Here is a 26,511-nt window from a genome sequence, read left to right on the forward strand (position 1 = left end):
TCAAGACAGTTGAAAAGTGTAAAGTAGGAGGCAACAATTATGCCAAGTGCAGATGTCTTAATTATTGGAAGTGGCGTTGCGGCACTTCGTGTTGCAAAAGAGATTTGTCACGAAAAGAATGTGATTATTATCACAAAGGAAACGAATCGTAATAATAATACATATTTAGCGCAAGGTGGAATTGCCGCAGCGATAGCTACATATGACAATCCAAATGATCATTTTGAAGATACGTTAGTAGCAGGATGTCATTATAACAATGAAGATGCGGTTCGTTATTTAGTTGAAGAAGGGCCGAATGAAATGAATCATCTCATTGAAAATGGAATGAAATTTGATGGAGATGAAACGGGCCCTCACCTTGGAAAAGAAGGTGCACATCGGAAGCGTCGTATTTTACATGCAGGTGGCGATGCAACAGGAAAGAATTTATTAGAGCATTTCATTCAAGAAGTAGTTCCGTACGTTACGGTAGTGGAACAGGAAATGGTGCTTGATTTTATTATAGAAAACGAAAAATGTGCTGGAGTTTTAACGCGAGATAGTGAAGGGAAGTTGAAGCGTTACGATGCAGATTATACGGTGTTAGCCTCAGGCGGGATTGGTGGTTTATATGCCTTTACTTCTAATGACAAAACAATTACGGGTGATGGACTTGCGATGGTGTACCGCGCGGGTGGGGAGCTTGTAGATTTAGAATTTGTACAATTCCATCCAACGATGTTATATGCGGGCGGGCGATGCTGTGGCCTCGTCTCTGAAGCGGTCCGCGGTGAAGGGGCTGTCCTTATAAATGGAAAAGGGCAGCGTTTTATGATGGATATACACCCAGACCACGATCTCGCTCCGCGTGATGTAGTGGCAAGAGCGATTCATGAACAGCTTTTGTCGGGTGAAAAAGTGTATTTGAACATTGAGTCTATCCAAAATTTTGAAGAACGTTTTCCAACTGTATCATCATTGTGTAAAAAGAATGGTGTTCATATAAATGAAAAACGCATTCCGGTCGTACCTGGTGCTCATTTTCATATGGGCGGCGTGAAAACAAACTGTGATGGAGAGACGTCCATTCCACATTTATATGCGGTTGGTGAAGTAGCTTGTAACGGTGTTCATGGAGCCAATAGATTAGCGAGTAATTCATTATTAGAAGGTCTTGTGTTTGGAAAAAGAATAGGACAACATATTTTAACGAAAGCGACAAAAGACAGATTGAACAACTTTGCTGAGAAGGAAAAGAAGTTTATCGTTCTGAATCATTTGCCGACGAAAGAAGAAATACAAGAATGTATGATGAAATACGTTGGGATTGTGCGAACAGAACAAAGTTTATCTTATGCAAAGAGATGGCTTAGTAAATACGGTGTTCGAAATATGATATTGCAACATGATGCTCTTACAAATGAAGAGATAACGATTGTGAATATGTTAACAGTTTGTGAGCTTATCGTCGTATCAGCTTTGCAAAGAGAAGAAAGCATTGGTGGCCATTATCGAAGTGATTATCCACATAGAAATAGCGTGAAAAAAGAAATCGTTCGAGTGAAAAGAAAACTACAACTTGTGTAATGAGGGGAAGAGGGGCTTTATGAATACGATAAAGGTTAAAGAAGCATTAAATCGATTTTTTCTAGAAGATATAGGAGAAAGAGATGTAACATCTCAGCTTATTTTTCCAGATAATTTACTTTCAAAAGGAACGTTTCTTGCAAAGGATACAGGGGTCTTTGCGGGACGTTTAGTCATTGAAGAAGGGTTTAAATTAATTGATGAGAGAATTGAAGTGGAGCTTCATAAAAAAGATGGAGATCTTGTAGAAAAAGGCGAAATAATTGCAACTGTCCAAGGACCAATCGCATCGTTATTAACGGCAGAGCGCGTTATATTAAACATTATCCAGCGTATGAGCGGGATAGCGACAATGACATACGAGGCTGTTCGTGCCTTAGATAGCAGCCATACACGCATTTGTGATACGCGAAAAACGATGCCAGGGCTACGCATGTTTGATAAGTATGCAGTCGTGTGCGGAGGCGGATTTAATCACCGCTTCGGCCTATATGACGGTGTCATGATCAAAGATAATCATATTGCTTTTGCTGGTTCTATTACGAAAGCTGTTACATCGGTGAAAGAAAAAGTAGGGCATATGGTGAAAGTAGAAGTGGAAACAGAAACAGAGGAGCAAGTGAGAGAAGCTGTAGCTGCTGGTGCAGATATTATTATGTTTGATAACCGTACACCAGATGAGATTCGGGAGTTTTCAAAGATTGTACCAAGTGCCATCGTTACGGAAGCATCAGGAGGCATTACAATTGAAGATTTATCGAAATACGGAAAAACAGGGGTAGATTATATTTCACTTGGATCGTTAACACATTCAGTGAAAGCACTTGATATTAGTTTCAATATTGAGGCGTAAGGAAAGTGGCTTAGAGGGGGAGAAAGGAATATGAGTATTTTAGAAAAAGTACAACCGATTGAAACGATGTTACCAGAGCGTTATTACACGATGTCAACAGAAGATATGGAAAAGCGGGTTCGTGAAATTAAAGAAAAAATGGGGGAAACACTATTTATTCCAGGCCATCATTACCAAAAAGATGAAGTGGTACAATTTTCTGATGCAGCAGGAGATTCACTTCAGCTTGCGCAAGTTGCAGCGAGCAATAAAAAGGCGAAATATATTGTATTTTGCGGTGTACACTTTATGGCAGAAACAGCAGATATGTTAACGACAGATGATCAAATCGTTATCTTACCAGATATGCGTGCAGGTTGTTCGATGGCAGATATGGCAGATATTGAACAAACAGAAAGAGCGTGGAAAGAGCTCACAAAATTATTTGGAGATACGATGATTCCGTTAACGTATGTAAACTCTACAGCTGCAATTAAAGCGTTTTGCGGTCGTAATGGCGGAGCGACAGTAACTTCTTCTAATGCAAAACAAATGGTATCTTGGGCGTTTACACAAAAAGAGCGTCTCGTCTTTTTACCGGACCAACATTTAGGAAGAAATACAGCGTACGACTTAGGTATCCCGTTAGATAAAATGGCAGTATGGGATCCGTATACAGATTCATTAGAGTACGAGGGAGATATAGAAGAAATTCAAGTGATTTTATGGAAAGGACATTGTTCTGTTCATCAAAATTTTACAGTGAAAAACATTGAGAACGTACGGAAAAATCAGCCGGACATGAACATTATTGTACATCCAGAATGTTGCTACGAAGTTGTAGCTGCTTCGGATTATGCAGGTTCAACGAAATACATTATTGATATGATTGAAGCGGCTCCATCCGGAAGTAAATGGGCGATTGGTACAGAAATGAATTTAGTGAACCGAATTATTCAACAACATCCAGATAAAGAAATTGTTTCACTTAATCCGTTTATGTGTCCGTGTTTAACGATGAACCGAATTGACCTACCGCACTTATTATGGGCACTTGAAACGATAGAAAAAGGAGAAGAAATTAACGTTATTAGCGTAGATAAACAAGTGACTGAAGAGGCAGTTCTTGCATTAAATCGTATGTTAGAGCGTGTGTAAAGCAGCGGATTCCCGTTGCTTTTTTTCGTACATATAATCATAACGAGAACAAAATGGGCATACATTGTTTTGAAGAAATCATTGCGATTATCTTATACTTATTCCGCTTCTAATGATATTGAAAATCGAAGAAGTGATACAAGTGAAAAGAGGTTAACGTTATTTAGAAAGGGTTACTTCATGAGATTTGTTACTTATAGATAAGTTATACAGGAGGGGGAAAATTTGAAAATTCATATCGTGCAAAAAGGGGATACCCTTTGGAAAATTGCGAAAAAGTACGGAGTGGATTTTGATACGTTGAAAAAAACAAATACACAACTTAGCAATCCAGATTTAATTATGCCAGGTATGAAAATTAAAGTACCATCAAACAGTGTACACGTAAAACAGCATGCTGGAGCAGGTTCAGCACCTCCAAAACAATACGTAAAAGAAGTGCAACAAAAAGAATTTGCAGCAACGCCAACGCCGCTTGGAATAGAAGACGAGGAAGAAGTTACGTATCAATCAGCACCAATTACACAAGAGCCTGCCATGCAACAAACACAAAAAGAAGTGCAAGTAAAACCACAGAAGGAAATGCAAGTGAAACCACAGAAGGAAATGCAAGTGAAACCACAAAAAGAAGTACAGGTAAAACCACAGAAGGAAATACAAGTGAAGCCGCAAAAAGAAATACAGGTGAAACCGCAAAAAGAGGTGCAAAAAGAACAGCCAATTCAAAAGGAAAAACCAGTTGAAAAACCGTCTGTTATTCAAAAACCACCTGTTATAGAAAAACAAAAACCAGCGGAAAAAGAAAATACGAAGTTTTCGGTAAATGTGTTACCGCAACCGCCGCAACCACCAATAAAAACGAAAAAAGAATATAAAATTTCAGATGTAATTAAAAAGGGAAGCGAGTTAATTGCTCCTCAAATTAATAAAATGAAACCTAATAACATCATTTCTCCGCAAACGAAAAAAGATAATATAGTGTCACCGCAAGTAAAGAAAGAAAATGTAGGAAACATAGTGTCACCGCAAGTAAAGAAAGAAAATGTAGGGAATATAGTATCACCGCAAGTGAAGAAAGAAAATGTAGGAAATATAGTATCACCACAAGTAAAGAAAGAAAATGTAGGAAATATAGTATCACCGCAAGTAAAGAAAGAAAATATAGGAAACATAGTGTCACCGCAAGTAAAGAAAGAAAATATAGGAAACATAGTGTCACCGCAAGTGAAGAAAGAAAATGTAGGAAATATAGTGTCACCAAATGTATCGAAAGAAAATGTAGTTATTCCGCAAGTAATACCGCCAAATATTCAAGTGCCAAACATAATGCCAATGTTGGATAATAATCAACCACCAAATATAATGCCAATCATGGATAACAATCAACCACCAAATATAATGCCAATCATGGATAACAATCAACCACCAAATATAATGCCAATCATGGATAATAACCCAATACCAAACATAATGCCGATCATGGATAACAACCAAATGCCGAACATGATGCCGATCATGGATAACAACCAAATGCCAAATATGATGCCAATCATGGATAACAATCAAATGCCGAATATGATGCCGATCATGGATAACAATCAAATGCCAAATATGATGCCGATCATGGATAATAATCAACCACCGAATGTGATGCCGCCGAATCCGTATTATCAACAACAAAATCCATACTATGGTATGCCGTATCAGCAAGGAGCGCCGTTTGGACCACAGTATACGTCTATGCCAAATCCAAATATGATGCCGATGGATAATAATATGCCGCCGCTTGTGCAAGGAGAGGAAGATTGTGGATGCGGTGGAGAGAGTAGGCTATATAGTCCACAACCTGGAGGGCCGCAATACGCGAATCCTTTATATTATCAACCAACTCAATCAGCATATGCACCACAGCCAGGAACGATGTATTATCAACCAGATCCACCAAATGTATTTGGGGAGCCAGTTTCAGAAGAAGAGGATGAAGAAGAAGTTTAAAAAAAGGTGGGATGATTATTCCCACCTTTTTTGTATGTAAAGTCGTTCTGAAAACGGAAGAGCTATATCAAATGTTAGAAAGTTCCCAGTGAAATATTAACAGTGTAAAAACCTGCTCTGTTACTCATCATAAGAGGGAGCTTTTCAGAAGAGAAGCTCATTCTAACAGAGGGGGTTTTTCTATTGAATACGAAAGTAAAAGTGATTGCTGCTTCTTTGTTAGTTACTAGTGCATTAGCTGCATGTGGTACACCAAAAAACAATGCAATGGATGGACGTAACTACAATTACGAGCGTACATCTTATAATGATACTCACCAGTATCGTGATAATGTGACGCGTAACGATCGTTATACAGACTATGTAACATATAGAAATGGTCGTAACGATACAGGATACAACTATTACCGTGATGTAAATTACAACGGTCAAATTGCTAATCCGCATCCAACACGTAATATTACAATGAACAATTCATACATTAACAATGATGGTAAAACTGCAGAAAGAATTACGAATCGTGTGAAACGTATGAATAACGTGGACCGCGTGTCTACAGTTGTATATGGAAACGATGTAGCGATTGCAGTAAAACCACGTAATACAGTGACAAATGAAACGGCGATGGCGAACGAAATTCGTCAAGCTGTTGCAAATGAAGTTGGAAACAGAAACGTATATGTTTCTGTAAGAAATGACATGTTTACTCGTGTCGATGCAATGAGTACACGCTTACGTAACGGTACAGTTACAAACGACTTTAATCGTGACATAGTAAATATGTTCCGAGATATTCGTTACGGTTTAACTGGTACAGTGCGATAGCAAAACAAAAGAGGAAGGGTAGCCCTTCCTCTTTATTCATCGTCGTCTTGTAAACGACGCTTTTTTATAAAATAACTAACGGAGTAAGATACTAAAAAGCATATGAAGAGAATACTGCCTGTTAAAATAGCTTCAAAGAGAGGTCTTTCTGGACTGAAAATGATATAAATAATAGCCATAACGATTCCTACAATAAGAGAGCGTAAAACAAGTTTGTAATAAGGAGTTAACTTTATTTCTTTTTCACTTTCTTCCACATCAATTGAAACGCTTAACTGTAAATAACTAAGCACAATACTCGTAAGAATAAATAATAGCCATAATGGAGATTTCGTCATTTGATCTAGTCCTTCAGTGAATCCGATATAGCCTAAAATTCCAATTATACCAAGTGATTGAAAAAGAAAGGCAATACGTATATTTTTTAATGTTTGCAGAATGAGACGTTCATCTTTTATTTTTTTCACAATATCCATCTCCTGTTTATGATGATTTTGCTGTTATATTAATTGTAACATATATATTGCATTTATCAATTTATAATTTACATATAATTTGTTTGGATGAAAGAGGAAATAAAATATTTTTATAAACATGTTGCACTTATACTTTATTAATGTTATATTAGCAAAGCGATGAGCTAATTTACGTAAGACGAGAGATATGCTTAAGTGCTAAACACGCGAATGTGGTCGCCTGGTCTCTCGCCGTAAACGCATCAAGACGCCTGCTTTGCAGGCGTCTTTCATTTTATATAAAACAAATGCTAGTGCAGATAAGGATAAAACTTTATCTGCATTTTTTTATTTTTGAGAGAAATGTAATACGGTCATTTATATGGATAAAACCCCCATTTCCGGAAAAACTACTAATGAAAGTATGATCTTGCCTAAAAGAGGTGAACGGAAATGAAATGGATACTGATTGCGATGCAAGCTTTCGTTATGATGTTTTGTTTCGTTTATGGAACGAGTGCGAAGGCGGAAGGGCCAGTACCAGAAGTAACAGAGAAAGACCCTCAAGTTACAATTTTATTAGAGCGAATGTATGTTGATGGAGAAGTAAGTGAGGAAATCTTTACAGAAAAAGTAGCAAACTTAGAAAAGTTTTTACAGCAGTATAAAGAATGGCAGCTCGTTGATCGTGATGATGTACAAATCGTATTACAAAAGAAAGTTGACGATATTTCTCCGTTATTAAAAACGAGCGGTTATTTTGGAGTGTCAGAGGAAGGGATATTACAAATTTTCAAAGGTGTACCGAAAAGCGATAATGCGATTCATTCCTTCTTTCAAATTGATATGAAAAAGCTCGAGAGTTATGAGCGTGCGAAATTGAAACGTGGTATTCGTATTAAATCAAAAGAAGGTTTTGTGAAGACGATTGAAAAAATGAAACAATATGCAGTGCAAAATAAGAAAAAAAGCAGCTCATGGTGAGCTGCTTTTTTTCTTATTTATTTTTATCTAAAATTTGTTTTGCGATTTCATCGATTAGCATATCTTTTCCGATTGGATTGAAAGCTTTCGTAGGAAAATAACAGAAGTTTCAAATAGAGAACATTTGTTGGGGCAGTCTCGCTTTTCTATCATTAAATATGTTAAAATGGAATACATGATTTAAGAGGGAGAGATCGTATTTTGTTTGAATATGTTACAGGTTACGTGGAGTATGTAGGACCGGAATATGTCGTAATTGATCATAATGGAATTGGTTATCAAATTTTCACACCGAATCCGTATGTATTTCAAAGAAGTAAGCAAGAAATCCGTGTCTATACATATCATTATGTGAGAGAAGATATTATGGCGCTTTACGGGTTTAAAACACGTGAAGAGCGTTTATTATTTACAAAGTTGTTAGGTGTGTCTGGTATTGGACCAAAAGGCGCTCTTGCAATTTTAGCTTCTGGTCAAACAGGACAGGTCGTTCAAGCGATTGAACATGAAGACGAGAAGTTTTTAGTGAAGTTCCCGGGCGTCGGAAAGAAAACAGCACGCCAAATGATTTTAGATTTAAAAGGAAAACTAGCAGACGTTGTACCAGATGCATTTGTTGATTTATTCTCAGACGAAGAACGTTTTGATGAGAAGAAAGGTTCGTCAGCTGAGCTTGATGAGGCGCTGGAAGCTCTGCGCGCACTTGGATACGCAGAACGAGAAGTTTCTCGCGTTGTACCAGAGTTATTAAAAGAATCATTGACGACGGATCAGTATATTAAAAAGGCACTTAGTCTTTTACTAAATGGTAAGAGGTGAGTATAATGGACGAACGTCTCCTTTCAGGGGAATCTGCATATGAAGATGCGGATTTAGAATATTCATTACGGCCACAGACGCTCCGTCAGTATATTGGCCAAGATAAAGCGAAACATAATTTAGAAGTGTTTATTGAAGCGGCGAAAATGCGTGAAGAAACGTTAGATCACGTGCTTTTATATGGACCACCAGGTCTTGGTAAAACGACGCTTGCGAATATTATTGCCAATGAAATGGGCGTAAATGTTAGAACAACTTCAGGACCGGCAATTGAAAGACCAGGTGATTTAGCAGCTGTATTAACATCGCTTCAACCAGGGGATGTATTATTTATTGATGAAATTCATCGTTTGCATAGATCAATTGAAGAAGTACTATATCCTGCGATGGAAGATTTTTGCCTTGATATTGTAATTGGAAAAGGACCTTCAGCACGGTCTGTACGTTTAGATTTACCGCCATTTACATTAGTTGGAGCAACGACGCGTGCAGGTGCGTTATCAGCGCCGCTTCGTGACCGTTTCGGTGTGCTTTCAAGATTAGAGTATTATACAGTAGATCAGCTTTCTGAGATTGTTGAACGTACAGCAGAAGTATTCGAAGTTGAAATTGACTCGTTAGCCGCACTAGAAATTGCAAGACGTGCTCGTGGTACACCTCGTATTGCAAATCGTTTATTACGACGTGTACGAGATTTTGCACAAGTTCGTGGTAACGGAACGGTTACGATGGAAATTACACAAATGGCATTAGAATTGCTGCAAGTAGATAAATTAGGTCTAGATCATATTGACCATAAATTATTGCTTGGTATTATTGAGAAGTTCCGTGGTGGTCCAGTTGGATTAGAAACGGTTTCGGCAACGATTGGAGAAGAATCTCATACGATTGAAGATGTGTATGAGCCGTATTTATTACAAATTGGCTTTTTACAACGAACGCCAAGGGGTCGAATTGTAACGCCACTTGCATATGAGCATTTCGGAATGGAGATGCCAAAAGTATGACGGAGATGCCAAAATTGCTTATTACAGCAGGGATCTTACTTATCGTTGTTGGCTTAGCTTGGAAGTTCATTGGAAGACTTCCAGGCGATATTTTTGTGAAAAAAGGAAACGTTACCTTTTATTTTCCTATCATTACATGTATTGTGTTAAGTATTGTATTATCTTTTATTATGTATATAATAAATCGATTCAAATAAGAAATAGGTGGATATAGTTATGGATATTAATCTGTTTGATTTTCATTTACCAGAAGAACTTATTGCACAAGTCCCATTAGAAGAGCGTGAAACATCAAGATTAATGGTGTTAGACCGTGAAACAGGCGATATTGAGCATAAACATTTTACGGACATTCTTTCTTACTTACATGAGGGGGATTGCTTAGTTTTAAATGAAACGAAAGTAATGCCTGCTCGTCTGCACGGTGTGAAAGAAGATACAGGCGCACACATTGAAGTACTTCTTTTAAAACAAGAAGAAGGCGATAAGTGGGAGACGCTTGTTAAGCCAGCGAAACGTGTAAAAGAAGGAACTGTTATCTCTTTTGGCGAAGGAAAATTAAAAGCAACTTGCACAGGAACTGCAGATCAAGGTGGACGTCAGCTTGAATTTTCATATGACGGCATCTTCTATGAAATTTTAGATGAACTTGGAGAAATGCCACTTCCTCCATATATTAAAGAGACGCTAGAAGATCGCGATCGCTATCAAACAGTATATGCGAAAGAAATCGGTTCAGCAGCAGCGCCGACAGCAGGACTTCACTTTACAGAAGAGTTACTGGAGAAGTTAAAACAAAAAGGCGTTGAGTTAGCTTTCATTACACTTCACGTAGGGCTTGGAACATTTAGACCAGTTTCTGCTGATACGATTGAAGAACACCATATGCACGCAGAATATTACCATATGTCTGAAGAGACGGCGGCATTATTAAACCGTGTAAAAGAGAATGGTGGACGTATTATTACGGTAGGTACGACTTCAACTCGTACGTTAGAAACAATTGCGACAGATCATGACGGCAAGCTTTGTGCTGCTTCTGGTTGGACAGACATTTTCATGTACCCAGGTTATGAATTTAAAGCAATTGATGGTTTAATTACAAACTTCCATTTACCGAAATCAACATTAATTATGCTTGTAAGTGCATTTGCAAACAGAGATAATGTACTTCATGCTTATAATGAAGCAGTAAAAGAAAAATATCGTTTCTTTAGCTTTGGTGATGCAATGTTCGTTGCCTCTCACGCTAAAATGGGAAACAAATAAAAGGAGTAAATTATGACAGCAATTCGTTATGAATTTATTAAAACTTGTAAACAAACAGGTGCCCGTTTAGGACGTGTACATACGCCGCACGGTTCATTTGATACACCAACATTTATGCCAGTTGGTACACTTGCAACAGTTAAGACAATGTCACCAGAAGAATTAAAAGCAATGGATTCTGGCATTATTTTAAGTAATACGTATCATTTATGGTTACGTCCAGGTCACGAAATCATTCGTGAAGCAGGCGGTTTGCATAAATTTATGAACTGGGATCGTGCAATCTTAACGGACTCTGGTGGTTTCCAAGTATTCAGTTTAAGTGACTTCCGTCGTATTGAAGAGGAAGGCGTTCACTTCCGTAATCACTTAAATGGAGATAAATTATTCTTATCACCAGAAAAAGCAATGGAAATTCAAAATGCATTAGGATCAGATATTATGATGGCATTTGATGAATGTCCTCCATTCCCAGCTACTTTTGAATATATGAAGAAGTCTGTAGAGCGTACAAGCCGCTGGGCAGAGCGTTGTTTAAAAGCGCATGAACGTCCACAAGATCAAGGTTTATTCGGTATTGTACAGGGTGGGGAGTTTGAAGAGCTTCGCCGTCAAAGTGCAAAAGACCTTGTTTCAATGGACTTCCCTGGTTACGCGGTAGGTGGTTTATCTGTAGGTGAGCCGAAAGATATTATGAACCGTGTACTTGAGTTTACAACACCACTTCTTCCAGACAATAAGCCACGTTACTTAATGGGAGTAGGTTCTCCTGACTCATTAATCGATGGTGCAATTCGTGGTATCGATATGTTTGACTGCGTACTTCCAACTCGTATCGCTCGAAATGGTACATGTATGACAAGTGAAGGCCGTCTAGTTGTCAAAAATGCGAAATTCGCAAGAGACTTCGGTCCGCTTGATCCAAACTGTGATTGCTATACATGTAAAAATTACTCTCGTGCGTACATTCGTCACTTAATGAAATGTGATGAAACGTTCGGAATTCGTTTAACGTCTTATCACAACCTTCATTTTCTGTTAAACTTAATGGAGCAGGTGAGACAAGCTATTCGTGAAGACCGTCTTGGCGATTTCCGCGAAGAATTCTTTGAACAGTATGGCTTTAATAAACCGAATGCTAAAAACTTCTAATACATAATTTAAAAGGAGGAACAAAAGATGAATCCAGGTATGATGAATATCGTTATGATCGTTGCGATGTTTGCGATTTTCTATTTCTTATTAATTCGCCCGCAACAAAAACGTCAAAAAGCAGTTGCTCAAATGCAAAGTGAGTTAAAAAAAGGTGATGCTATCGTAACAATCGGTGGCTTACACGGTACAATCGAATCAGTAGATGAGACGAAAATCGTTATTAAATCTGGTGGTTCACACTTAACTTTCGATCGTAATGCGATTCGTGAAGTTGTGAAAAACTAATGAGGAAGGCCCTGCATGAAATGTGCAGGGCTTTTTTTAGTTATTTTGTTTGGACATATTTACACCGAAAATGCCACCAAGTGTACTCGCACCCATTAATGCTAATTGGTAAAGTAACTGTGAGTTCGATAAAGTTTGAGAGAAACCTAAATAGTTAACTAGAAAAACAAGTATAGTGAATGTAAGTCCTGTTGTGAAGCCTACTAGCCAACCTTTCCCTTGTGCTTTTTTGCCGGCAGTAAACCCGGATATAAGCATAGATAAAAGTGCTAGTATAAAAATAGTAACAGCTAATGTTCCTTCATTCATATCTGTAAATTTTAATAAAAGAGCCATAATCATGCTAGTAACTGTTGCGAGAATTAATAGGATAACGATACCGAAGCCGATTGCAGTTGATAATTTTTTCGTTCCATCCATTTATACATTCCCCCTTTTTAATACAAGCATATTTTCCTTTTGCCTAAGTTAGACTATTTTCTTTTTTATAGGGGAGTCTATACGTAAAAAGGAGATGTAGAAATGGAATGGGTATCAATCATTGGCCGGACGATGCTTTTGTATATCATCATCTTAATTATTTTTCGTCTTATGGGTAAACGTGAAATTGGAGAGCTAAGTGTATTAGATTTAGTCGTATTCATTATGCTTGGTGAAATGGCAGTAGTCGCAATTGAAAATACCGATAAATCACTTTGGCACCAATTAGTTCCGATGACTTTTCTCATGTGTATACAAATTATTTTGTCAGTTATTTCGTTAAAGTATCAACGATTTCGGCATTTAATAGAAGGTGAGCCGGCTATTCTTGTAAATGCGGGAAAGATTGATGAAAAGAAGATGAGAAAGCAACGTTATAATATAGATGATTTAATGATGCAATTAAGGGAACAAGGAGTTGGAGACATCCGGGATGTAGAATACGCTATTTTAGAACCATCTGGGAAGTTATCTGTCTTTCAAAAACAAAAAGGCGGGCAGGATGTATTACAGTTTACTCTTCCTCTTATTATCGATGGCGAAATTCAATCGAATCATTTGCAAATGATTGAACATACAGATGAGTGGCTTGTTGGAAAATTAAAAAACTTAGGCTATAACGATGTAACACAAATTTTATACTGTAGCTTTCAAAATGGACAATTTTTTGTTGATTTGAAAGAAAACTAGAGGCTTACTATATGGAATAGTAAGCCTATTTACTTCAAAAATGAAAGTTTTCGAATGATAGGGAGACGACTTAACTCTTCTTTTCGAATGAGCTTGAAAATGAAGAGGAGCACAATATAAACGAGTGTTGTTAAAGCGATTTCCCATAATGTTTGTATGCCAAGTGAATGAGAGAAAACTATATACTTATGAAGGTAAAAACCGAAGGAGCCTGCGATACCGATGGCAAGTCCGCCAAAAATATAGTCTTTTGCGTAAATGGTAAATGTAATTTTCTTTAAAACAGTAGCATAATGAAGAAATGTTACCGTTACGATATTTGCTGCAATTGCAAGGGCAACCCCCATCATTTGAAACTCTGGCCTTGAAGCTAGTACGAAAATAACGATTAATTTCACGATTGCACCAATAAACGTATTCATCATGGCCGCACGTGCTAAGTTTAAAGCTTGTAAAACAGAGGTAAGTGGACTTTGAAAATAATGAAATAAAAAGCAAGGTGCAAGAAGCTGGATGAACGCTGTTGCACTATCCGATCCATACATAAGAGTTAAAACAGGAGAAGCAAATACGTATAATATAACGACTGACCACCCGCCAGTAATGAGTGAGATCCGAAGAGCTTGTTGTAAGCGGTGTTCTACTAATTTATGCTGTCTTTTTGCCATTGCCTCGCTAATAGATGGAACGAGTGCTGTCGAAAGAGCGTATGTAATAAAGGCTGGTAGTGAAAGAAGCGGGAATGCATACCCGTTTAATATACCGTATTGCTGAGTTGCGACGGAGGCAGCAACGCCGGCAATCGCTAAGCTTTGCATAACGACGATAGGTTCAAAAAAATAGGAAACGGAACCGATTAAACGACTTCCTGTAGTTGGAAGTGCAATATCCATAAGAGAATAAAATGTCCCCTTGCTTTCCTTTACAGTAGTGAAAAATCCCGAGCGTATAGATAAATGTTTTTCGCGCTGGAATAAAGTGAGTAAAAATAATAACGATGCCACTTCACCGAGAACGGCTGATAACATAGCACCAGCTGCAGCATATTCTACGCCGTAAGGTAAAAATAATTGAATACATATAGCGATAATTGTAATGCGGACAATTTGTTCTATCACTTGGGCGTAAGCGCTAGGTTTCATATTTTGTTTCCCTTGGAAATAGCCACGTAAAACAGAAGAAACAGCAATAACAGGAACGACAGGCAAAATGGCCATTAATGGATAGTACGTTCGTTCATCAGTTAATAATGTTTTTGCTAAAATAGGTGTGAGGAGCATAATTCCAATTGTTAAAATGATACTAATAACAGATGTAACAGCTAATGATACTGTTAATATTTTTTTAACTTTTTGTTTATCATTCACAGCTTCTGCTTCTGCTACAAATTTTGCGATTGCGACAGGAAGACCGATTTGTGTTAATGTAATTGCTAGAATAAATGTAGGGACGGCCATCATATAAAGGCCAACGCCTTCTTCTCCTAAAATACGTGCCATTACAATACGATTAATAAATCCTAGAATTTTGGTAATAAAGCCGGCTATCATTAAAATAAATGCGCCTTTTAAAAAGCTTTGTCTCGTCATGGTCTTCTCCTACCTTCTCAAAATCAGTGGAATGATTTACAATAATTTATATGCACGTACGAGACAAGAATGACAAGCATTTAAGAGAGTACTCTTGAAAGTAGTTATTGCTGTCCATTAGAGCGGGATTAAAAGCGACTTTTCGTGCTGAAATAAGAAGGAGATGTTATATATGTTAGATAGAGAGGCTTTGGTAGAATCATACCGCGGACAGTTACAAGTCGTTTTAGAAAGTAAAGTAGAAGAGTTCCAAATGTTCGGCTACGACCGAGTAACAGATGATGACATTTGGAAGTTTCTTAAAGTGAAAAAGTGGAAGAAGATAGACAGTGACGTTAGATTGTATGAATTAGTTAATGACGTATTAACAGTAACAGCTAATGAATATATGACGTATTTAACTGTTGAAGCATATCAAGCCCCGCTTTGGTCATTTGATGAATATGAAAATAAATAACCGACTGCAATTGGTTTGTTCTTCCTTTTGCAGTATAATGATAGGTATTGATAATGAGGAAATAATTATGTCTAAGATCATATATAAAGGAGGTAGTGAAGAGAGAAAACAAATAATGAAAGTGTAGGTAATGTGAAAAACTTACCGACACAGCTGGTGAGGAACTAGCAAAATTATAGAAAGGAAGTCTACTAACTAGGCGTATGCACACGTGTGAAGGTGAATCGTAAAAGATTTATTTGAAGTGTTAGTAGCGGAAAGAGGGTACATATGGCAAAGCGTGGTACGAGAATTGCCGCCTTTTTCCTCATCGTTTTATTAATCGGTGGAGTAATTGGTGCGGCAGGAAAAGACATAGCAAAAGGAATTAGTCTAGGACTAGACCTTCGCGGTGGTTTTGAAATTCTTTATGAAGTAAAACCAGCCAAAAAAGGTGATAAAATTGACCGAGAGGCACTTGTAAGTACAGTAGGTGCTCTTGAAAATCGTGTCAATGTACTTGGTGTAAGTGAACCGAACATTCAAATTGAAGGGCAAGACCGAATTCGTGTACAGCTTGCTGGTGTACAAGATCAGCAAAAAGCACGTGAAATGTTATCAACACAAGCGAAATTAACATTCCGTGATGTAGATGACAACCTTCTTATGGATGGAACGGATTTAAAAGGCGGCGGAGCGAAGCAAACATTTGATGAGCAAGGTCGTGCGAGTGTAGGTCTTACACTAAAAAGCGCTGAAAAATTCCGTGAAGTAACTGAAAAAATTTCAAAAATGCCACCACCAACGAATTTAATGGTAATTTGGCTTGATTTTGAAGAAGGAAAAGATTCGTACAAAGCAGAATCTGCAAAACCGAATCCGAAGTTCTTATCAGCAGCAACAGTAAACCAAGTGTTTAACCAAGCTGAAGTATCTATCGTGGGTGGAAACTTTACAGTTGAAAGCGCGAAACAACTTTCATCTTTATTAAATGCAGGTGCACTTCCTGTTGATTTAAAAGAAATGTATTCAACATCTGTTGGAGCGAAGTTTGGTCAACAAGCGTTAGAGCAAACAATTTTCGCTAGTGCGATTGGTATCGCTCTTATTTTCTTATTTATGCTTGTATTCTACCGTTTACCAGGACTTGTAGCGGTTATTATGTTAGGTTTATACATTTTCGTTACATTACTTGTCTTTAACTGGATGCATGCAGTTCTTACGTTGCCAGGTATTGCGGCGTTAGTGCTCGGGGTAGGTATCGCGGTTGATGCGAATATTATTACGTACGAGAGACTGAAAGAAGAGCTGAAAATTGGTAAGTCAATGATGTCGGCATTCCGTGCTGGTAACCATCGTTCATTAGCAACTATTTTAGATGCGAACATTACAACACTTGCAGCAGCTGGTGTATTATTCGTTTATGGTAATAGCTCTGTAAAAGGGTTCGCAACAAGTTTAATCGTAAGTATTTTAGTCGGTTTTATTACGAACGTATTCGGTACTCGTTTCTTACTAAGTTTACTTGTAAAGAGCCGTTACTTCGATAAAAAACCAGGATACTTTGGTGTGAAACAAAAGGATATTATTCCATTAACAAAAGGTGTAGTACATCCACCGACAAGATTTGATCGTATTAACTTCGTAAATGTCGGTCATAAATTCCTTATCTTCTCGCTGGTAGTTGTAATTGCAGGTGCAATTATTTTACCAATTTTCAAATTGAATCTTGGTATTGACTTTGCGAGTGGTACACGTATCGACTTGCAATCAAAACAAGCAGTTACTGTGTCTGATGTTCATAAAGATTTTAAAGAATTGAACATTGACGTGAAGGAAGAAAATATTGTACCGACTGGAGATGACAATAAAGGATTCGCAGTTCGTACATTAGGTGTTCTATCAAAAGATGAAATTGCGAAAACAAAAACATTCTTCCACGATAAATATGGTACAGATCCAAACGTAAGTACAGTTTCACCAACAATCGGGAAAGAGATTGCACGAAATGCATTTATCGCAGTATTAATTGCTTCTGCGGTTATCATTTTATACGTAAGTATTCGTTTCCGATTTACGTATGCATTATCTGCAGTACTTGCATTATTACATGATGCATTCGTTATGATTGTTATATTTAGTATTTTCCAGTTAGAGGTAGACTTAACGTTTATCGCTGCGGTATTAACAATCATTGGTTATTCTATTAATGACTCGATCGTTACATTTGATAGAAACCGTGAATTATACAAACAGAAAAAACGAGTACGTGATATAAAAGACTTAGAAGAAATCGTAAATGCAAGTATTCGTCAAACGCTTGGTCGTTCGATTAATACTGTACTAACAGTGCTATTCCCAGTAATTGCATTGCTTATCTTCGGTAGTGAGTCACTACGTAACTTCTCGTTTGCGTTACTTGTTGGATTAGTTGTAGGTACGTATTCTTCTGTTTTCGTTGCTTCTCAAATTTGGTTAATGCTTGAAAACCGTCGTTTGAAAAAGGGCAAAAACAAGAAAAAGGTTGAGAAAGTAGAATCTGAACCGCAAGTATAAAAAAGATGATGTCTCTTTATGAGGCATCTCTTTTTTCGTTTGTGGATACAATAAGATAGTGACTTTGAAATGGAAAATGGAAGAAAGTGGTGATGTTATCGCTGTTTTTGTTACAATAAAGTGAAACTTTAATCAGTGGGGGGGTTCTTCATCCCCCCCACTGATTATTAGTTGAACCAATCGGACTTTAATGGGCAGCCCGACCCCCACCTAAATTTTTTGCTTTCACTGAATTTTGAGGTAGGGGTCTTACTGCCCATTAAAGTGGGATAAAAAGATAGGTTAAGAAAAGAAGGGATTTTAATGATGGAAAAAGATGAACGTTTTAAACAGGCCGAGTTTGGTGCTATTGTCGGGATCGTTGGTAATATTATATTAGCAATCATAAAAGCGGTAATTGGTTATATTGGGAACAGTAAAGCGCTATTAGCGGATGCTGTGCATTCTGCATCAGATGTAATTGGTTCGCTAGCTGTACTGTTTGGATTACGAGCAGCAAAGCAGCCGCCCGATGAAGATCATCCGTATGGTCACGGTAAAGCGGAATCGATTTCAGCGATTATTGTTGCAGTATTATTATTTATTGTGGGAATCGAGATAGCGATTTCGTCCATAAAAGCTTTTTCACAGGAACTAGAACCGCCGAAGGGAATTACGATTTTTGCTGTTGTTCTTTCGATTATTGTGAAAGAAGGAATGTTTCAATATAAATTTCGATTAGGGAAAAGGGTAAATAGCGATGCAATTATTGCAAATGCATATGAGCACCGTTCGGATGTATTTTCTTCAATTGCAGCTTTAATCGGTATTTGTGCAGCGATTATTGGTGGTAAGTTCGGGTTAGATTGGCTTGTGTATGCCGATCCAATTGCAGGATTATTTGTTTCACTTCTTGTTGCAAAAATGGCATGGAGTATTGGGGCAGAAGCAATTCATGCAACGCTTGATCATGTTCTTCATGAGGAAGATGTTATTCCGCTTAGAGAAGCAGTACTTCAAATAGATGGTGTGAAAAAAATCGGTTCGTTATATGCAAGGGAGCATGGTCATTACGTTATTGTAGATATTAAAGTTTCTGTAGATCCATATATTACTGTAGAAGAAGGGCATCGCATTGGAAAGCGTGTGAAAGAAACGCTTATGCTGCAAGATAACGTACAAAATGTATTTGTACATATAAATCCGTATTCTCCAAATTAAACATTAGTAACATTTTAGTATACAGATATTACATCGTAGTTTGCATGATATTGTCACCCCTTAATCTGTCTTGTATAATGAACAGGTTAAGGGGTGATTTCGTGTTACAACCGAAGACGCGTTGGAAAGAAAAAGAATATAATAGCGAGCGAGTGAGTGAATTAGCAAGTAAATTACAATTATCACCACTTGTCGTTTCGTTATTCCTCGGTAGAGGACTAGATACAGAAGATAAGATTTTAGATTTTTTAAATACAGAAAATCAAGAATTTCATGATCCGTTTTTATTAGAAGGAATGGATAGAACGGTAGAACGTGTAAATAAGGCGATTCAAAATGGAGAGCAAATATTAATATTTGGTGACTACGATGCGGACGGAGTAAGTAGTACAACTGTTTTATATATTGCCTTACAAGAATTAGGTGCAGACGTAGAATTTTATATCCCAAACCGTTTTACAGAAGGTTATGGACCGAATGAAGAAGCATTTCGTTGGGCGCATAGCGCAGGATTTTCACTCATTATTACTGTCGATACTGGTATCGCAGCTGTACATGAAGCGAAGGTAGCGAAGGAACTTGGGATAGATCTAATTATTACAGATCACCATGAGCCACCACCAGAATTGCCAGAAGCACTTGCGATTATTCACCCGAAATTAGATGGCGGTGTGTATCCGTTTCACTATTTAGCTGGTGTAGGTGTTGCGTTTAAAGTTGCACATGCACTACTGGGCCGTGTACCAGAACATTTATTAGAAATTGCAGTAATTGGTACGGTAGCCGATTTAGTATCACTTCACGGTGAGAATAGATTGCTAGTGAAGCGTGGTTTAAAGCATATGCGCATGACGAAAAATATCGGACTAAAGGCGCTATTTAAAGTTGCTAACGTTTCGCAAAGTGAAATTACAGAAGAGAGTATTGGCTTCTCAATCGCGCCTCGTATTAATGCAGTTGGACGTTTAGAAGATGCTACGCCGGCTGTACATCTTTTATTATCAGAGGATCCCGAAGAAGCGAAAGAGCTGGCTGAAGAAATTGATGAGCTGAACAAACTGCGAAAAGATATTGTAAAGCAAATTACAGAAGAAGCTATCGCTGAAGTGGAAACGAATTTCCCGCCTGAAGACAATAAAGTATTAGTGCTTGCAAAAGAAGGATGGAATCCAGGTGTAATTGGAATTGTCGCTTCTAAATTAGTTGAACGTTTTTATCGTCCAACGATTGTATTATGCATTGATCCTGTAAAAGAAACTGCAAAAGGTTCAGCGCGTAGTATTGCAGGATTTGATTTGTTTGCAAACTTGTCAGATTGTAGAGAGTTATTGCCACACTTCGGAGGACATCCGATGGCAGCGGGAATGACGCTACATATGAATGATGTAGCTGAATTACGCCGCCGTTTAAATGAACAGGCAGATACAATTTTAACAGAAGAAGATTTTATTCCAATTACAGCTGTCGATGCTTTTTGCAAAGTGGAGGACGTAACACTTGCAGCAATTGAAGATATGCAAAAGTTAGCGCCATTTGGTGTTGGCAATCCAAAGCCACGTATTGCAGTGAAAGATGCGGAGCTAGAAAGTATTCGTGCAATCGGATCAGATGGTTCTCATTTAAAGATGTCTCTTCGTGATGGACAAGCAACATTGGATACAATTGGATTCGGTTTTGGTGCGTACGCGAAAGAAATTTCTCCAGTTGCAAAAGTATCTGTAATAGGAGAAGCGTCTATCAATGAATGGAATAATTTTAAGAAGCCGCAATTAATGGTACAAGATATTGCTGTAGAGGCATGGCAATTATTCGATTGGCGTAGTATGCGTAACGTAGAAGCAAATTTAGCAGAACTTCCGAAAGGGAAAATCACGATGGTGTATTTTTCTGAAGAGGTATTGAATAAATTTTCTTTAGAAGACTATAAAGAGCATATGATGCATGCATCAGAAGTGACCGAGTTAGATGATCAATACATCGTATTACTTGATTTACCAAAAGGGACAGATGAATTAAGAGAGCTATTTAAAGTAGGATTCCCGTCGCGAATTTATACACTATTTTATCAAGAGAATAATCATTTATTTAGTACTGTTCCAACGAGAGAACATTTTAAATGGTACTATTCGTTCTTGAGCCAAAAATCACCATTTTCTTTAAGACAATATGGAGAACAACTATGTCAACATAAAGGTTGGTCAAAAGATACAGTAAATTTCATGACACAGGTGTTTTTTGAGTTAGAATTTGTTACAATAAAAGATGGCGTCATTTTTATGGCAGACAAAAAACAAAAGCGTGATTTAATTGAATCGAACACATATCGTGAGAAAATGAACCACTTACAATTAGAAAAAGAATTGGTTTATAGCACATATCAGCAACTATATACATGGTTTGAAACGATTCGTAATCATAAAGAAGTAGAACAGTTAGGGTAAAGGATTTGTATTTACAAACCTTTTAGATCTGAGGAGGATTCAGAAATATGGATTTCAAGCAACATATCGCAATTGTACCGGATTATCCGAAAGAAGGTATCGTGTTTAAAGACATTACACCGTTAATGAACGACGGTAAAGCATACAAAGCAGCAACAGATGCAATCGTTGAGTATGCAAAAGAAAGAAACATTGATCTTGTAGTAGGACCAGAAGCGCGTGGTTTCATTATCGGTTGCCCAGTTTCTTATGCATTAGAAGTAGGATTTGCGCCAGTTCGTAAATTAGGAAAATTACCACGTGAAGTAATTACAGTTGACTACGGTAAAGAATATGGTAAAGATGTTTTAACAATCCATAAAGATGCAATTAAACCAGGTCAACGCGTATTAATTACAGATGACTTATTAGCTACAGGTGGAACAATTGAAGCGACAATTAAGTTAGTTGAAGAGCTAGGCGGAGTTGTAGCAGGAATTGCATTCTTAGTAGAACTTACTTACTTAGATGGTCGTAAAATGTTAGATGGTTACGATGTATTAGTATTAGAAAAATACTAATCACTATATAGGTAAAACTACGGTGATAAAAAGTACCCGTGAATCTCTTGGAGAGGAGCGGGTACTTTTGTATAATTGAACAAAAAATTATAGTGAAATGTCAGTAAAATCTTTTCCTTTTCACAATTCACAATCATTGGGTTATAATGATAGAATATAATTTATTCTATTCAATAAAGATAAAGTCAATTTTCAATAAAAGGTGATTCGATGGCAAATGAGCAGGTACTAACAGCTGAACAGGTACTCGAGAAAGCAAGTCAATATTTAGTGGATGAAGATATTGAGCTAGTAGCACGTGCCTATGAATATGCACGCGATGCGCATAGCGAACAATACAGAAAATCGGGTGAACCATACATTATTCATCCAATTCAAGTTGCAGGTATTTTAGTTGATTTACACATGGATCCAGCTACAGTATCAGCAGGTTTCTTACATGATGTAGTAGAAGATACAGAGATTACATTAGAAGATATTGAACGGGAATTTAATAAAGAAATTGCTATGCTTGTCGATGGTGTGACAAAGCTTGGAAAGATTAAATATAAATCTCATGAGCAACAACAAGCAGAAAACCATCGCAAAATGTTTATTGCAATGGCTCAAGATATTCGAGTTATTTTAATTAAACTAGCTGATCGTCTTCATAACATGCGTACATTGAAACATTTGCCTCAAGAGAAGCAGCGTCGCATTGCGAATGAAACGTTAGAAATCTTTGCACCTTTAGCACATAGACTCGGAATTAGTACTATTAAATGGGAGCTAGAGGATACGTCACTTCGCTACTTAAATCCACAGCAATATTATCGTATTGTAAATTTAATGAAGCGTAAACGTGCAGAACGTGAAGAGTATTTAGAGGAAGTAATGACTGGTATTCGTGAGAAATTAGATGAAGTTGCAATTCAACCTGAAATTTCTGGAAGACCAAAACATATTTACAGCATTTATCGTAAAATGGCACTGCAAAATAAACAGTTCAATGAAATTTACGATTTATTAGCTGTACGTGTCGTTGTAAATAGTATTAAAGATTGCTATGCAGTACTTGGAATTATTCATACGTGCTGGAAGCCGATGCCAGGTCGTTTTAAAGATTATATTGCAATGCCGAAAGCAAACCTATATCAATCTCTTCATACGACTGTAATTGGGCCGAAAGGTGATCCGCTTGAAGTACAAATTCGTACGAAAGAAATGCATGAGATCGCAGAATTCGGGATCGCGGCACACTGGGCGTATAAAGAAGGAAAAACAGCAGAAACAGCAGGTACATTAGAGAAGAAACTTACATGGTTCCGTCAAATATTAGAATGGCAAAATGAAGCTTCTAATGCAGAAGAGTTTATGGAGTCATTAAAAATTGATTTATTCTCTGACATGGTATTCGTCTTTACACCGAAAGGCGATGTAATGGAATTACCACTTGGATCTGTTCCAATTGACTTTGCATATCGTGTGCATTCAGAAATTGGAAATAAAACAATTGGTGCAAAAGTAAACGGGAAAATGGTGACGCTTGATTATAAATTAAAAACAGGTGACATCATTGAGATTTTAACATCGAAGCATTCGTATGGACCAAGTCAAGATTGGGTGAAACTTGCTCAAACATCTCATGCAAAAAACAAAATACGTCAGTTCTTTAAGAAACAACGTAGAGATGAAAATATTGAAAAAGGCCGTGAACTTGTTGAGAAAGAAGTGCGTAGCCTAGAGTATGAGATGAAAGAAGTGTTAGCTCCTGACAATTTAAAACGAGTTGCTGAAAAATTCAACTTTGCAAATGAAGAAGATATGTTTGCGGCAGTTGGATATAATGGCATCACTGCATCGCAAATTGTTACGCGACTAACGGACAAGTTCCGTAAGCAACGTGAAGAAGAAGAGATTGTTGAAGTTAAAGAAGTTCGTAAACCGATGAAAATTCGAAAATGGGACTCTGGCGTTAAAGTAAGTGGTGCAGATAATTTATTAATTCGTTTATCAAAATGCTGTAACCCAGTTCCTGGCGATGATATCGTTGGATATATTACGAAAGGCCGAGGCGTATCGATTCACCGTCGTGACTGTGTAAATGTTCATACAGAAGAAGCTATAGAACGTTTATTAGAAGTAGAGTGGGAAGGTAGCCCTGAAAAAGAAATTGAGTATAACGTTGATATTGAAATTTCAGGTTACGATCGTCGTGGTTTATTAAACGAAGTATTACAAGCTGTTACAGAGACGAAAACGTACATTTCGGCAGTTTCTGGTAGAAGTGACCGTAATAAGATGGCAACAATTAATATGTCAATCTCTATTCGTAACTTACAGCACTTGAAAAAAGTAGTAGAACGCATTAAACGTGTTCCAGAAATTTATGCAGTACGACGCATGATGCATTAATAGGGAGTGTAGAAAAGATGAGAGTTGTTTTACAACGATCAAAGGAAGCGTCTGTCACAGTAGACGGTGAGATCGTAGGACAAATTCCGTTCGGTTTAACATTACTAGTTGGCATTACGCATGAAGATACAGAAAAAGATGCAACTTACATTGCAGAAAAAATTGCGAACTTACGTATTTTTGAAGATGAGAGCGGAAAGATGAACCATTCTGTACTTGATGTAGAAGGACAAGTTCTATCCATTTCGCAATTCACATTATATGGAGATTGCCGCAAGGGAAGACGTCCAAACTTTATGGATGCAGCTAAACCTGACTATGCAGAGCGTTTATATGATTTCTTTAATGAAGAAGTACGTAAGCAAGGATTGCATGTAGAAACAGGGAAGTTCGGAGCAATGATGGATGTTTCTTTAATCAATGATGGTCCGGTGACCTTAATTGTGGAAAGTAAATAGTGTTGCTGAAGAAGAGAGGGGATGAGCCCCTCTCTTCTTTTGTGGTTTTTAATGGTATATTTTGTTAGTTATTGTTATGATAGTTAAGAAAATAAACGATATAATCGGGGGATTATGGGAGGTAAATCTTATGGAAACATTTGTACTCGTTCATGGAGCATGGGATGGCGGTTATGTTTGGACAAAACTAGCTAAACTTTTAAGGGAAGAGGGTCATAGTGTATATACTCCTACATTAACTGGACTTGGGGAACGAACACATCTTATGCAACCTAATATAGGGCTGAAAATATTTATTCAAGACATTGTTAATACTATTAAATATGAGGGTCTAAGAGATGTAATTTTAGTAGGGCATAGTTATTCTGGTATGGTAATTACAGGTGTAGCAGAAGAGATTCCCGAGTTTATTAAAGAGCTAGTATACGTGGATGCAATGCTTCCGGAAAATGGTGATTCTGTTATGGATATTTCTGGGCCGGAAATGGCCGCACATTTTATAGAAGAAGTAAAAGTATACGGGGAAGGATGGCGTGTTCTTCCTAGAAATACAATAGATGAAAAAAAATCAGCGATGTCATTGTTGGCTTTTACACAATCGGTTGAAATAAAAAACTCTAAAGCGCAACTTATACCCCATATATACGTAGAAGTAAAGGATAATCCAGAATATTGGCCAATGACGCCTATCTTTTTAGAATCAGCAAAAAAAGCAAGGGATAGAAAATGGGAAGTTTTTTCTATTGAAGTTGGTGGGCATTGGGTAATGGAAACTAATCCAGAGACGTTGGTTCGTATATTGAATCAGTGTGTAGAAGTAGTTTAATGTATGCTTTATTTCCTGTGGAAGAAAGGGAAGTGCAAGGTATATTACATGTAATGTTAGAAATGATCGTATTTGGGCTAGGTATTGCAGTGTTGTTATATTCATTTGAAGCATCATATGCTAGCGAGTGGACTGGCCAATTATTATAAATACAATACTAATGTTTATTTTGAGTCAATAGCTTTTTCGTTTATGTATAACTCTCTAATTAATATGGAACAATAAAAAGTAAAACATCCATATTGAATGTGAGGGATATACGTATGCGTATGAATGAAAAAGGGCATTCTGTTACAAATGGTGCAAATCAACTGTTTAACGTAAATTTTCATGATTTTATTTCAAAAGAGCAAAACAATACTTCGATGGAGCTTGCTTCTGAGTTTGGCATTTCTCTTCAAGATGTAAAGCGCCTAAAGAAGCAGATTGAACGCTCTTAGAGCACTTGACAATCCTACTGAACAAACGTATAGTAATTTTATATTTACATATGAATATAACCGTTGATAGAGAAGAGTAAATGAGACA

General features: G+C 37.3%; 24 protein-coding genes, 2 pseudogenes and 1 other annotated feature (1 of these 27 only partly in view). Of the genes and pseudogenes, 23 read left to right on the plus strand and 3 right to left on the minus strand.

From position 1 onward, the window contains the following. Nucleotides 1-39 precede the first annotated feature (39 nt). From nadB to LMD38_RS04880, 5 genes and pseudogenes are all read left to right on the plus strand, one after another. The gene (gene nadB / locus LMD38_RS04860) at nt 40-1,569 is read left to right on the plus strand and encodes an L-aspartate oxidase (protein ID WP_061184105.1); all 1,530 of its coding nucleotides are present in this window, start codon (nt 40-42) and stop codon (nt 1,567-1,569) included. A 19-nt stretch (nt 1,570-1,588) separates the two neighbouring features. Further along, the gene (gene nadC, locus LMD38_RS04865; RefSeq protein ID WP_016718538.1) at nt 1,589-2,422 is read left to right on the plus strand and encodes a carboxylating nicotinate-nucleotide diphosphorylase; all 834 of its coding nucleotides are present in this window, start codon (nt 1,589-1,591) and stop codon (nt 2,420-2,422) included. A 30-nt stretch (nt 2,423-2,452) separates the two neighbouring features. Then, complete coding sequence (gene nadA, locus LMD38_RS04870; RefSeq protein WP_061184104.1) at nt 2,453-3,559, plus strand: quinolinate synthase NadA; 1,107 nt, start codon at nt 2,453-2,455, stop codon at nt 3,557-3,559. 225 nt (nt 3,560-3,784) lie between these two features. Beyond that, nucleotides 3,785-3,941 (plus strand): annotated as a pseudogene (safA, locus tag LMD38_RS28795) (SafA/ExsA family spore coat assembly protein); the annotation flags it as partial. A gap of 1,796 nt (nt 3,942-5,737) precedes the next feature. Continuing rightward, nucleotides 5,738-6,379: a YhcN/YlaJ family sporulation lipoprotein gene (locus LMD38_RS04880; protein ID WP_001093542.1), complete on the plus strand. Its 642-nt coding sequence runs from the start codon at nt 5,738-5,740 to the stop codon at nt 6,377-6,379. Between the two features lie 32 nt (nt 6,380-6,411). Here LMD38_RS04880 and LMD38_RS04885 read toward each other — a convergent pair whose 3' ends face one another. Beyond that, the gene (locus LMD38_RS04885; protein WP_073529878.1) at nt 6,412-6,855 is read right to left on the minus strand and encodes a branched-chain amino acid ABC transporter substrate-binding protein; all 444 of its coding nucleotides are present in this window, start codon (nt 6,853-6,855) and stop codon (nt 6,412-6,414) included. 432 nt (nt 6,856-7,287) lie between these two features. Here LMD38_RS04885 and LMD38_RS04890 point away from each other — a divergent pair, with 432 nt between their 5' ends. The 7 genes from LMD38_RS04890 (at nt 7,288) to yajC (ending at nt 12,353) form a co-directional block, all read left to right on the plus strand. Further along, the gene (locus tag LMD38_RS04890) at nt 7,288-7,818 is read left to right on the plus strand and encodes a BofC C-terminal domain-containing protein (RefSeq protein ID WP_000871195.1); all 531 of its coding nucleotides are present in this window, start codon (nt 7,288-7,290) and stop codon (nt 7,816-7,818) included. Nucleotides 7,819-8,019: 201 nt separating this feature from the next. After that, nucleotides 8,020-8,637, plus strand: coding sequence for a Holliday junction DNA helicase RuvA (gene ruvA / locus LMD38_RS04895; protein ID WP_000464508.1), 618 nt, complete (start codon nt 8,020-8,022; stop codon nt 8,635-8,637). A 5-nt stretch (nt 8,638-8,642) separates the two neighbouring features. Next, the gene (ruvB, locus tag LMD38_RS04900) at nt 8,643-9,644 is read left to right on the plus strand and encodes a Holliday junction branch migration DNA helicase RuvB (RefSeq protein WP_000344461.1); all 1,002 of its coding nucleotides are present in this window, start codon (nt 8,643-8,645) and stop codon (nt 9,642-9,644) included. After that, nucleotides 9,641-9,841 carry a DUF2905 domain-containing protein gene (locus LMD38_RS04905; RefSeq protein WP_000138162.1) on the plus strand — a complete coding sequence of 67 codons (201 nt, stop codon included), beginning with the start codon at nt 9,641-9,643 and terminating at the stop codon, nt 9,839-9,841. The genes ruvB and LMD38_RS04905 overlap by 4 nt, the downstream gene beginning before the upstream one ends. Nucleotides 9,842-9,860: 19 nt before the next feature. After that, on the plus strand, nt 9,861-10,913 hold the full coding sequence (gene queA / locus LMD38_RS04910) for a tRNA preQ1(34) S-adenosylmethionine ribosyltransferase-isomerase QueA (RefSeq protein ID WP_000354028.1): 1,053 nt from the start codon (nt 9,861-9,863) through the stop codon (nt 10,911-10,913). 12 nt (nt 10,914-10,925) lie between these two features. Further along, nucleotides 10,926-12,065, plus strand: a complete 1,140-nt coding sequence (gene tgt, locus LMD38_RS04915) for a tRNA guanosine(34) transglycosylase Tgt (RefSeq protein WP_000125362.1) — start codon at nt 10,926-10,928, stop codon at nt 12,063-12,065. Nucleotides 12,066-12,092: 27 nt separating this feature from the next. After that, nucleotides 12,093-12,353, plus strand: a complete 261-nt coding sequence (gene yajC, locus LMD38_RS04920; RefSeq protein ID WP_001068066.1) for a preprotein translocase subunit YajC — start codon at nt 12,093-12,095, stop codon at nt 12,351-12,353. Nucleotides 12,354-12,389: 36 nt separating this feature from the next. Here yajC and LMD38_RS04925 read toward each other — a convergent pair whose 3' ends face one another. Next, nucleotides 12,390-12,773 (minus strand): TIGR04086 family membrane protein, encoded by a 384-nt coding sequence (locus LMD38_RS04925; protein WP_014893502.1) that lies wholly within the window; start codon nt 12,771-12,773, stop codon nt 12,390-12,392. A 102-nt stretch (nt 12,774-12,875) separates the two neighbouring features. On the opposite strand from LMD38_RS04925, the gene LMD38_RS04930 reads away from it, so the two are divergent. Continuing rightward, nucleotides 12,876-13,523 carry a DUF421 domain-containing protein gene (locus LMD38_RS04930; protein ID WP_000455384.1) on the plus strand — a complete coding sequence of 216 codons (648 nt, stop codon included), beginning with the start codon at nt 12,876-12,878 and terminating at the stop codon, nt 13,521-13,523. A 29-nt stretch (nt 13,524-13,552) separates the two neighbouring features. On the opposite strand, the gene spoVB is transcribed toward LMD38_RS04930, so the two are convergent. After that, on the minus strand, nt 13,553-15,112 hold the full coding sequence (gene spoVB, locus LMD38_RS04935; protein WP_016718529.1) for a stage V sporulation protein B: 1,560 nt from the start codon (nt 15,110-15,112) through the stop codon (nt 13,553-13,555). 172 nt (nt 15,113-15,284) lie between these two features. Between spoVB and LMD38_RS04940 the strand changes: the two genes are divergently transcribed. The 10 genes and pseudogenes from LMD38_RS04940 (at nt 15,285) to LMD38_RS04985 (ending at nt 26,423) form a co-directional block, all read left to right on the plus strand. After that, on the plus strand, nt 15,285-15,569 hold the full coding sequence (locus LMD38_RS04940) for a post-transcriptional regulator (protein WP_000886980.1): 285 nt from the start codon (nt 15,285-15,287) through the stop codon (nt 15,567-15,569). A gap of 270 nt (nt 15,570-15,839) precedes the next feature. After that, nucleotides 15,840-18,104 carry a protein translocase subunit SecDF gene (gene secDF, locus LMD38_RS04945; protein WP_016718528.1) on the plus strand — a complete coding sequence of 755 codons (2,265 nt, stop codon included), beginning with the start codon at nt 15,840-15,842 and terminating at the stop codon, nt 18,102-18,104. 306 nt (nt 18,105-18,410) lie between these two features. Beyond that, complete coding sequence (locus tag LMD38_RS04950) at nt 18,411-19,304, plus strand: cation diffusion facilitator family transporter (RefSeq protein ID WP_062821304.1); 894 nt, start codon at nt 18,411-18,413, stop codon at nt 19,302-19,304. 101 nt (nt 19,305-19,405) lie between these two features. After that, complete coding sequence (gene recJ / locus LMD38_RS04955) at nt 19,406-21,745, plus strand: single-stranded-DNA-specific exonuclease RecJ (protein WP_061184102.1); 2,340 nt, start codon at nt 19,406-19,408, stop codon at nt 21,743-21,745. A gap of 47 nt (nt 21,746-21,792) precedes the next feature. Then, a complete protein-coding gene (locus LMD38_RS04960) occupies nt 21,793-22,305 on the plus strand; it encodes an adenine phosphoribosyltransferase (RefSeq protein ID WP_000346219.1) in 513 nt (170 codons plus the stop codon). Nucleotides 22,306-22,515: 210 nt separating this feature from the next. Next, on the plus strand, nt 22,516-24,699 hold the full coding sequence (gene relA, locus LMD38_RS04965) for a GTP diphosphokinase (protein ID WP_001262814.1): 2,184 nt from the start codon (nt 22,516-22,518) through the stop codon (nt 24,697-24,699). A gap of 17 nt (nt 24,700-24,716) precedes the next feature. Continuing rightward, nucleotides 24,717-25,157 carry a D-tyrosyl-tRNA(Tyr) deacylase gene (locus LMD38_RS04970; protein WP_001266956.1) on the plus strand — a complete coding sequence of 147 codons (441 nt, stop codon included), beginning with the start codon at nt 24,717-24,719 and terminating at the stop codon, nt 25,155-25,157. 130 nt (nt 25,158-25,287) lie between these two features. Beyond that, nucleotides 25,288-25,983 carry an alpha/beta fold hydrolase gene (locus LMD38_RS04975; protein ID WP_061184101.1) on the plus strand — a complete coding sequence of 232 codons (696 nt, stop codon included), beginning with the start codon at nt 25,288-25,290 and terminating at the stop codon, nt 25,981-25,983. 14 nt (nt 25,984-25,997) lie between these two features. Beyond that, nucleotides 25,998-26,164, plus strand: a pseudogene (locus LMD38_RS04980) (YrdB family protein); the annotation flags it as partial. A gap of 82 nt (nt 26,165-26,246) precedes the next feature. Then, a complete protein-coding gene (locus LMD38_RS04985; RefSeq protein ID WP_001242605.1) occupies nt 26,247-26,423 on the plus strand; it encodes a hypothetical protein in 177 nt (58 codons plus the stop codon). 54 nt (nt 26,424-26,477) lie between these two features. After that, nucleotides 26,478-26,511, plus strand: a binding site (T-box leader); it runs 197 nt beyond the window's last position.

Source organism: Bacillus pacificus (genome assembly GCF_020861345.1).
GTDB classification, from domain to species: Bacteria; Bacillota; Bacilli; order Bacillales; family Bacillaceae_G; genus Bacillus_A; species Bacillus_A pacificus.

Excerpts from the sequence above, each read along its gene's own strand:
- relA (WP_001262814.1), top strand. The coding sequence starts at position 22,516 with ATGGCAAATGAGCAGGTACTAACAGCTGAACAGGTACTCGAGAAAGCA.
- LMD38_RS04925 (WP_014893502.1), bottom strand. The coding sequence starts at position 12,773 with ATGGATGGAACGAAAAAATTATCAACTGCAATCGGCTTCGGTATCGTT.
- LMD38_RS04930 (WP_000455384.1), top strand. The coding sequence starts at position 12,876 with ATGGAATGGGTATCAATCATTGGCCGGACGATGCTTTTGTATATCATC.
- LMD38_RS04960 (WP_000346219.1), top strand. The coding sequence starts at position 21,793 with ATGGATTTCAAGCAACATATCGCAATTGTACCGGATTATCCGAAAGAA.
- LMD38_RS04885 (WP_073529878.1), bottom strand. The coding sequence starts at position 6,855 with ATGGATATTGTGAAAAAAATAAAAGATGAACGTCTCATTCTGCAAACA.
- nadA (WP_061184104.1), top strand. The coding sequence starts at position 2,453 with ATGAGTATTTTAGAAAAAGTACAACCGATTGAAACGATGTTACCAGAG.
- LMD38_RS04890 (WP_000871195.1), top strand. The coding sequence starts at position 7,288 with ATGAAATGGATACTGATTGCGATGCAAGCTTTCGTTATGATGTTTTGT.
- secDF (WP_016718528.1), top strand. The coding sequence starts at position 15,840 with ATGGCAAAGCGTGGTACGAGAATTGCCGCCTTTTTCCTCATCGTTTTA.
- LMD38_RS04970 (WP_001266956.1), top strand. The coding sequence starts at position 24,717 with ATGAGAGTTGTTTTACAACGATCAAAGGAAGCGTCTGTCACAGTAGAC.
- tgt (WP_000125362.1), top strand. The coding sequence starts at position 10,926 with ATGACAGCAATTCGTTATGAATTTATTAAAACTTGTAAACAAACAGGT.
- LMD38_RS04975 (WP_061184101.1), top strand. The coding sequence starts at position 25,288 with ATGGAAACATTTGTACTCGTTCATGGAGCATGGGATGGCGGTTATGTT.
- LMD38_RS04985 (WP_001242605.1), top strand. The coding sequence starts at position 26,247 with ATGCGTATGAATGAAAAAGGGCATTCTGTTACAAATGGTGCAAATCAA.
- LMD38_RS04940 (WP_000886980.1), top strand. The coding sequence starts at position 15,285 with ATGTTAGATAGAGAGGCTTTGGTAGAATCATACCGCGGACAGTTACAA.
- nadC (WP_016718538.1), top strand. The coding sequence starts at position 1,589 with ATGAATACGATAAAGGTTAAAGAAGCATTAAATCGATTTTTTCTAGAA.
- queA (WP_000354028.1), top strand. The coding sequence starts at position 9,861 with ATGGATATTAATCTGTTTGATTTTCATTTACCAGAAGAACTTATTGCA.
- yajC (WP_001068066.1), top strand. The coding sequence starts at position 12,093 with ATGAATCCAGGTATGATGAATATCGTTATGATCGTTGCGATGTTTGCG.
- spoVB (WP_016718529.1), bottom strand. The coding sequence starts at position 15,112 with ATGACGAGACAAAGCTTTTTAAAAGGCGCATTTATTTTAATGATAGCC.
- ruvB (WP_000344461.1), top strand. The coding sequence starts at position 8,643 with ATGGACGAACGTCTCCTTTCAGGGGAATCTGCATATGAAGATGCGGAT.
- LMD38_RS04950 (WP_062821304.1), top strand. The coding sequence starts at position 18,411 with ATGGAAAAAGATGAACGTTTTAAACAGGCCGAGTTTGGTGCTATTGTC.
- LMD38_RS04905 (WP_000138162.1), top strand. The coding sequence starts at position 9,641 with ATGACGGAGATGCCAAAATTGCTTATTACAGCAGGGATCTTACTTATC.
- nadB (WP_061184105.1), top strand. The coding sequence starts at position 40 with ATGCCAAGTGCAGATGTCTTAATTATTGGAAGTGGCGTTGCGGCACTT.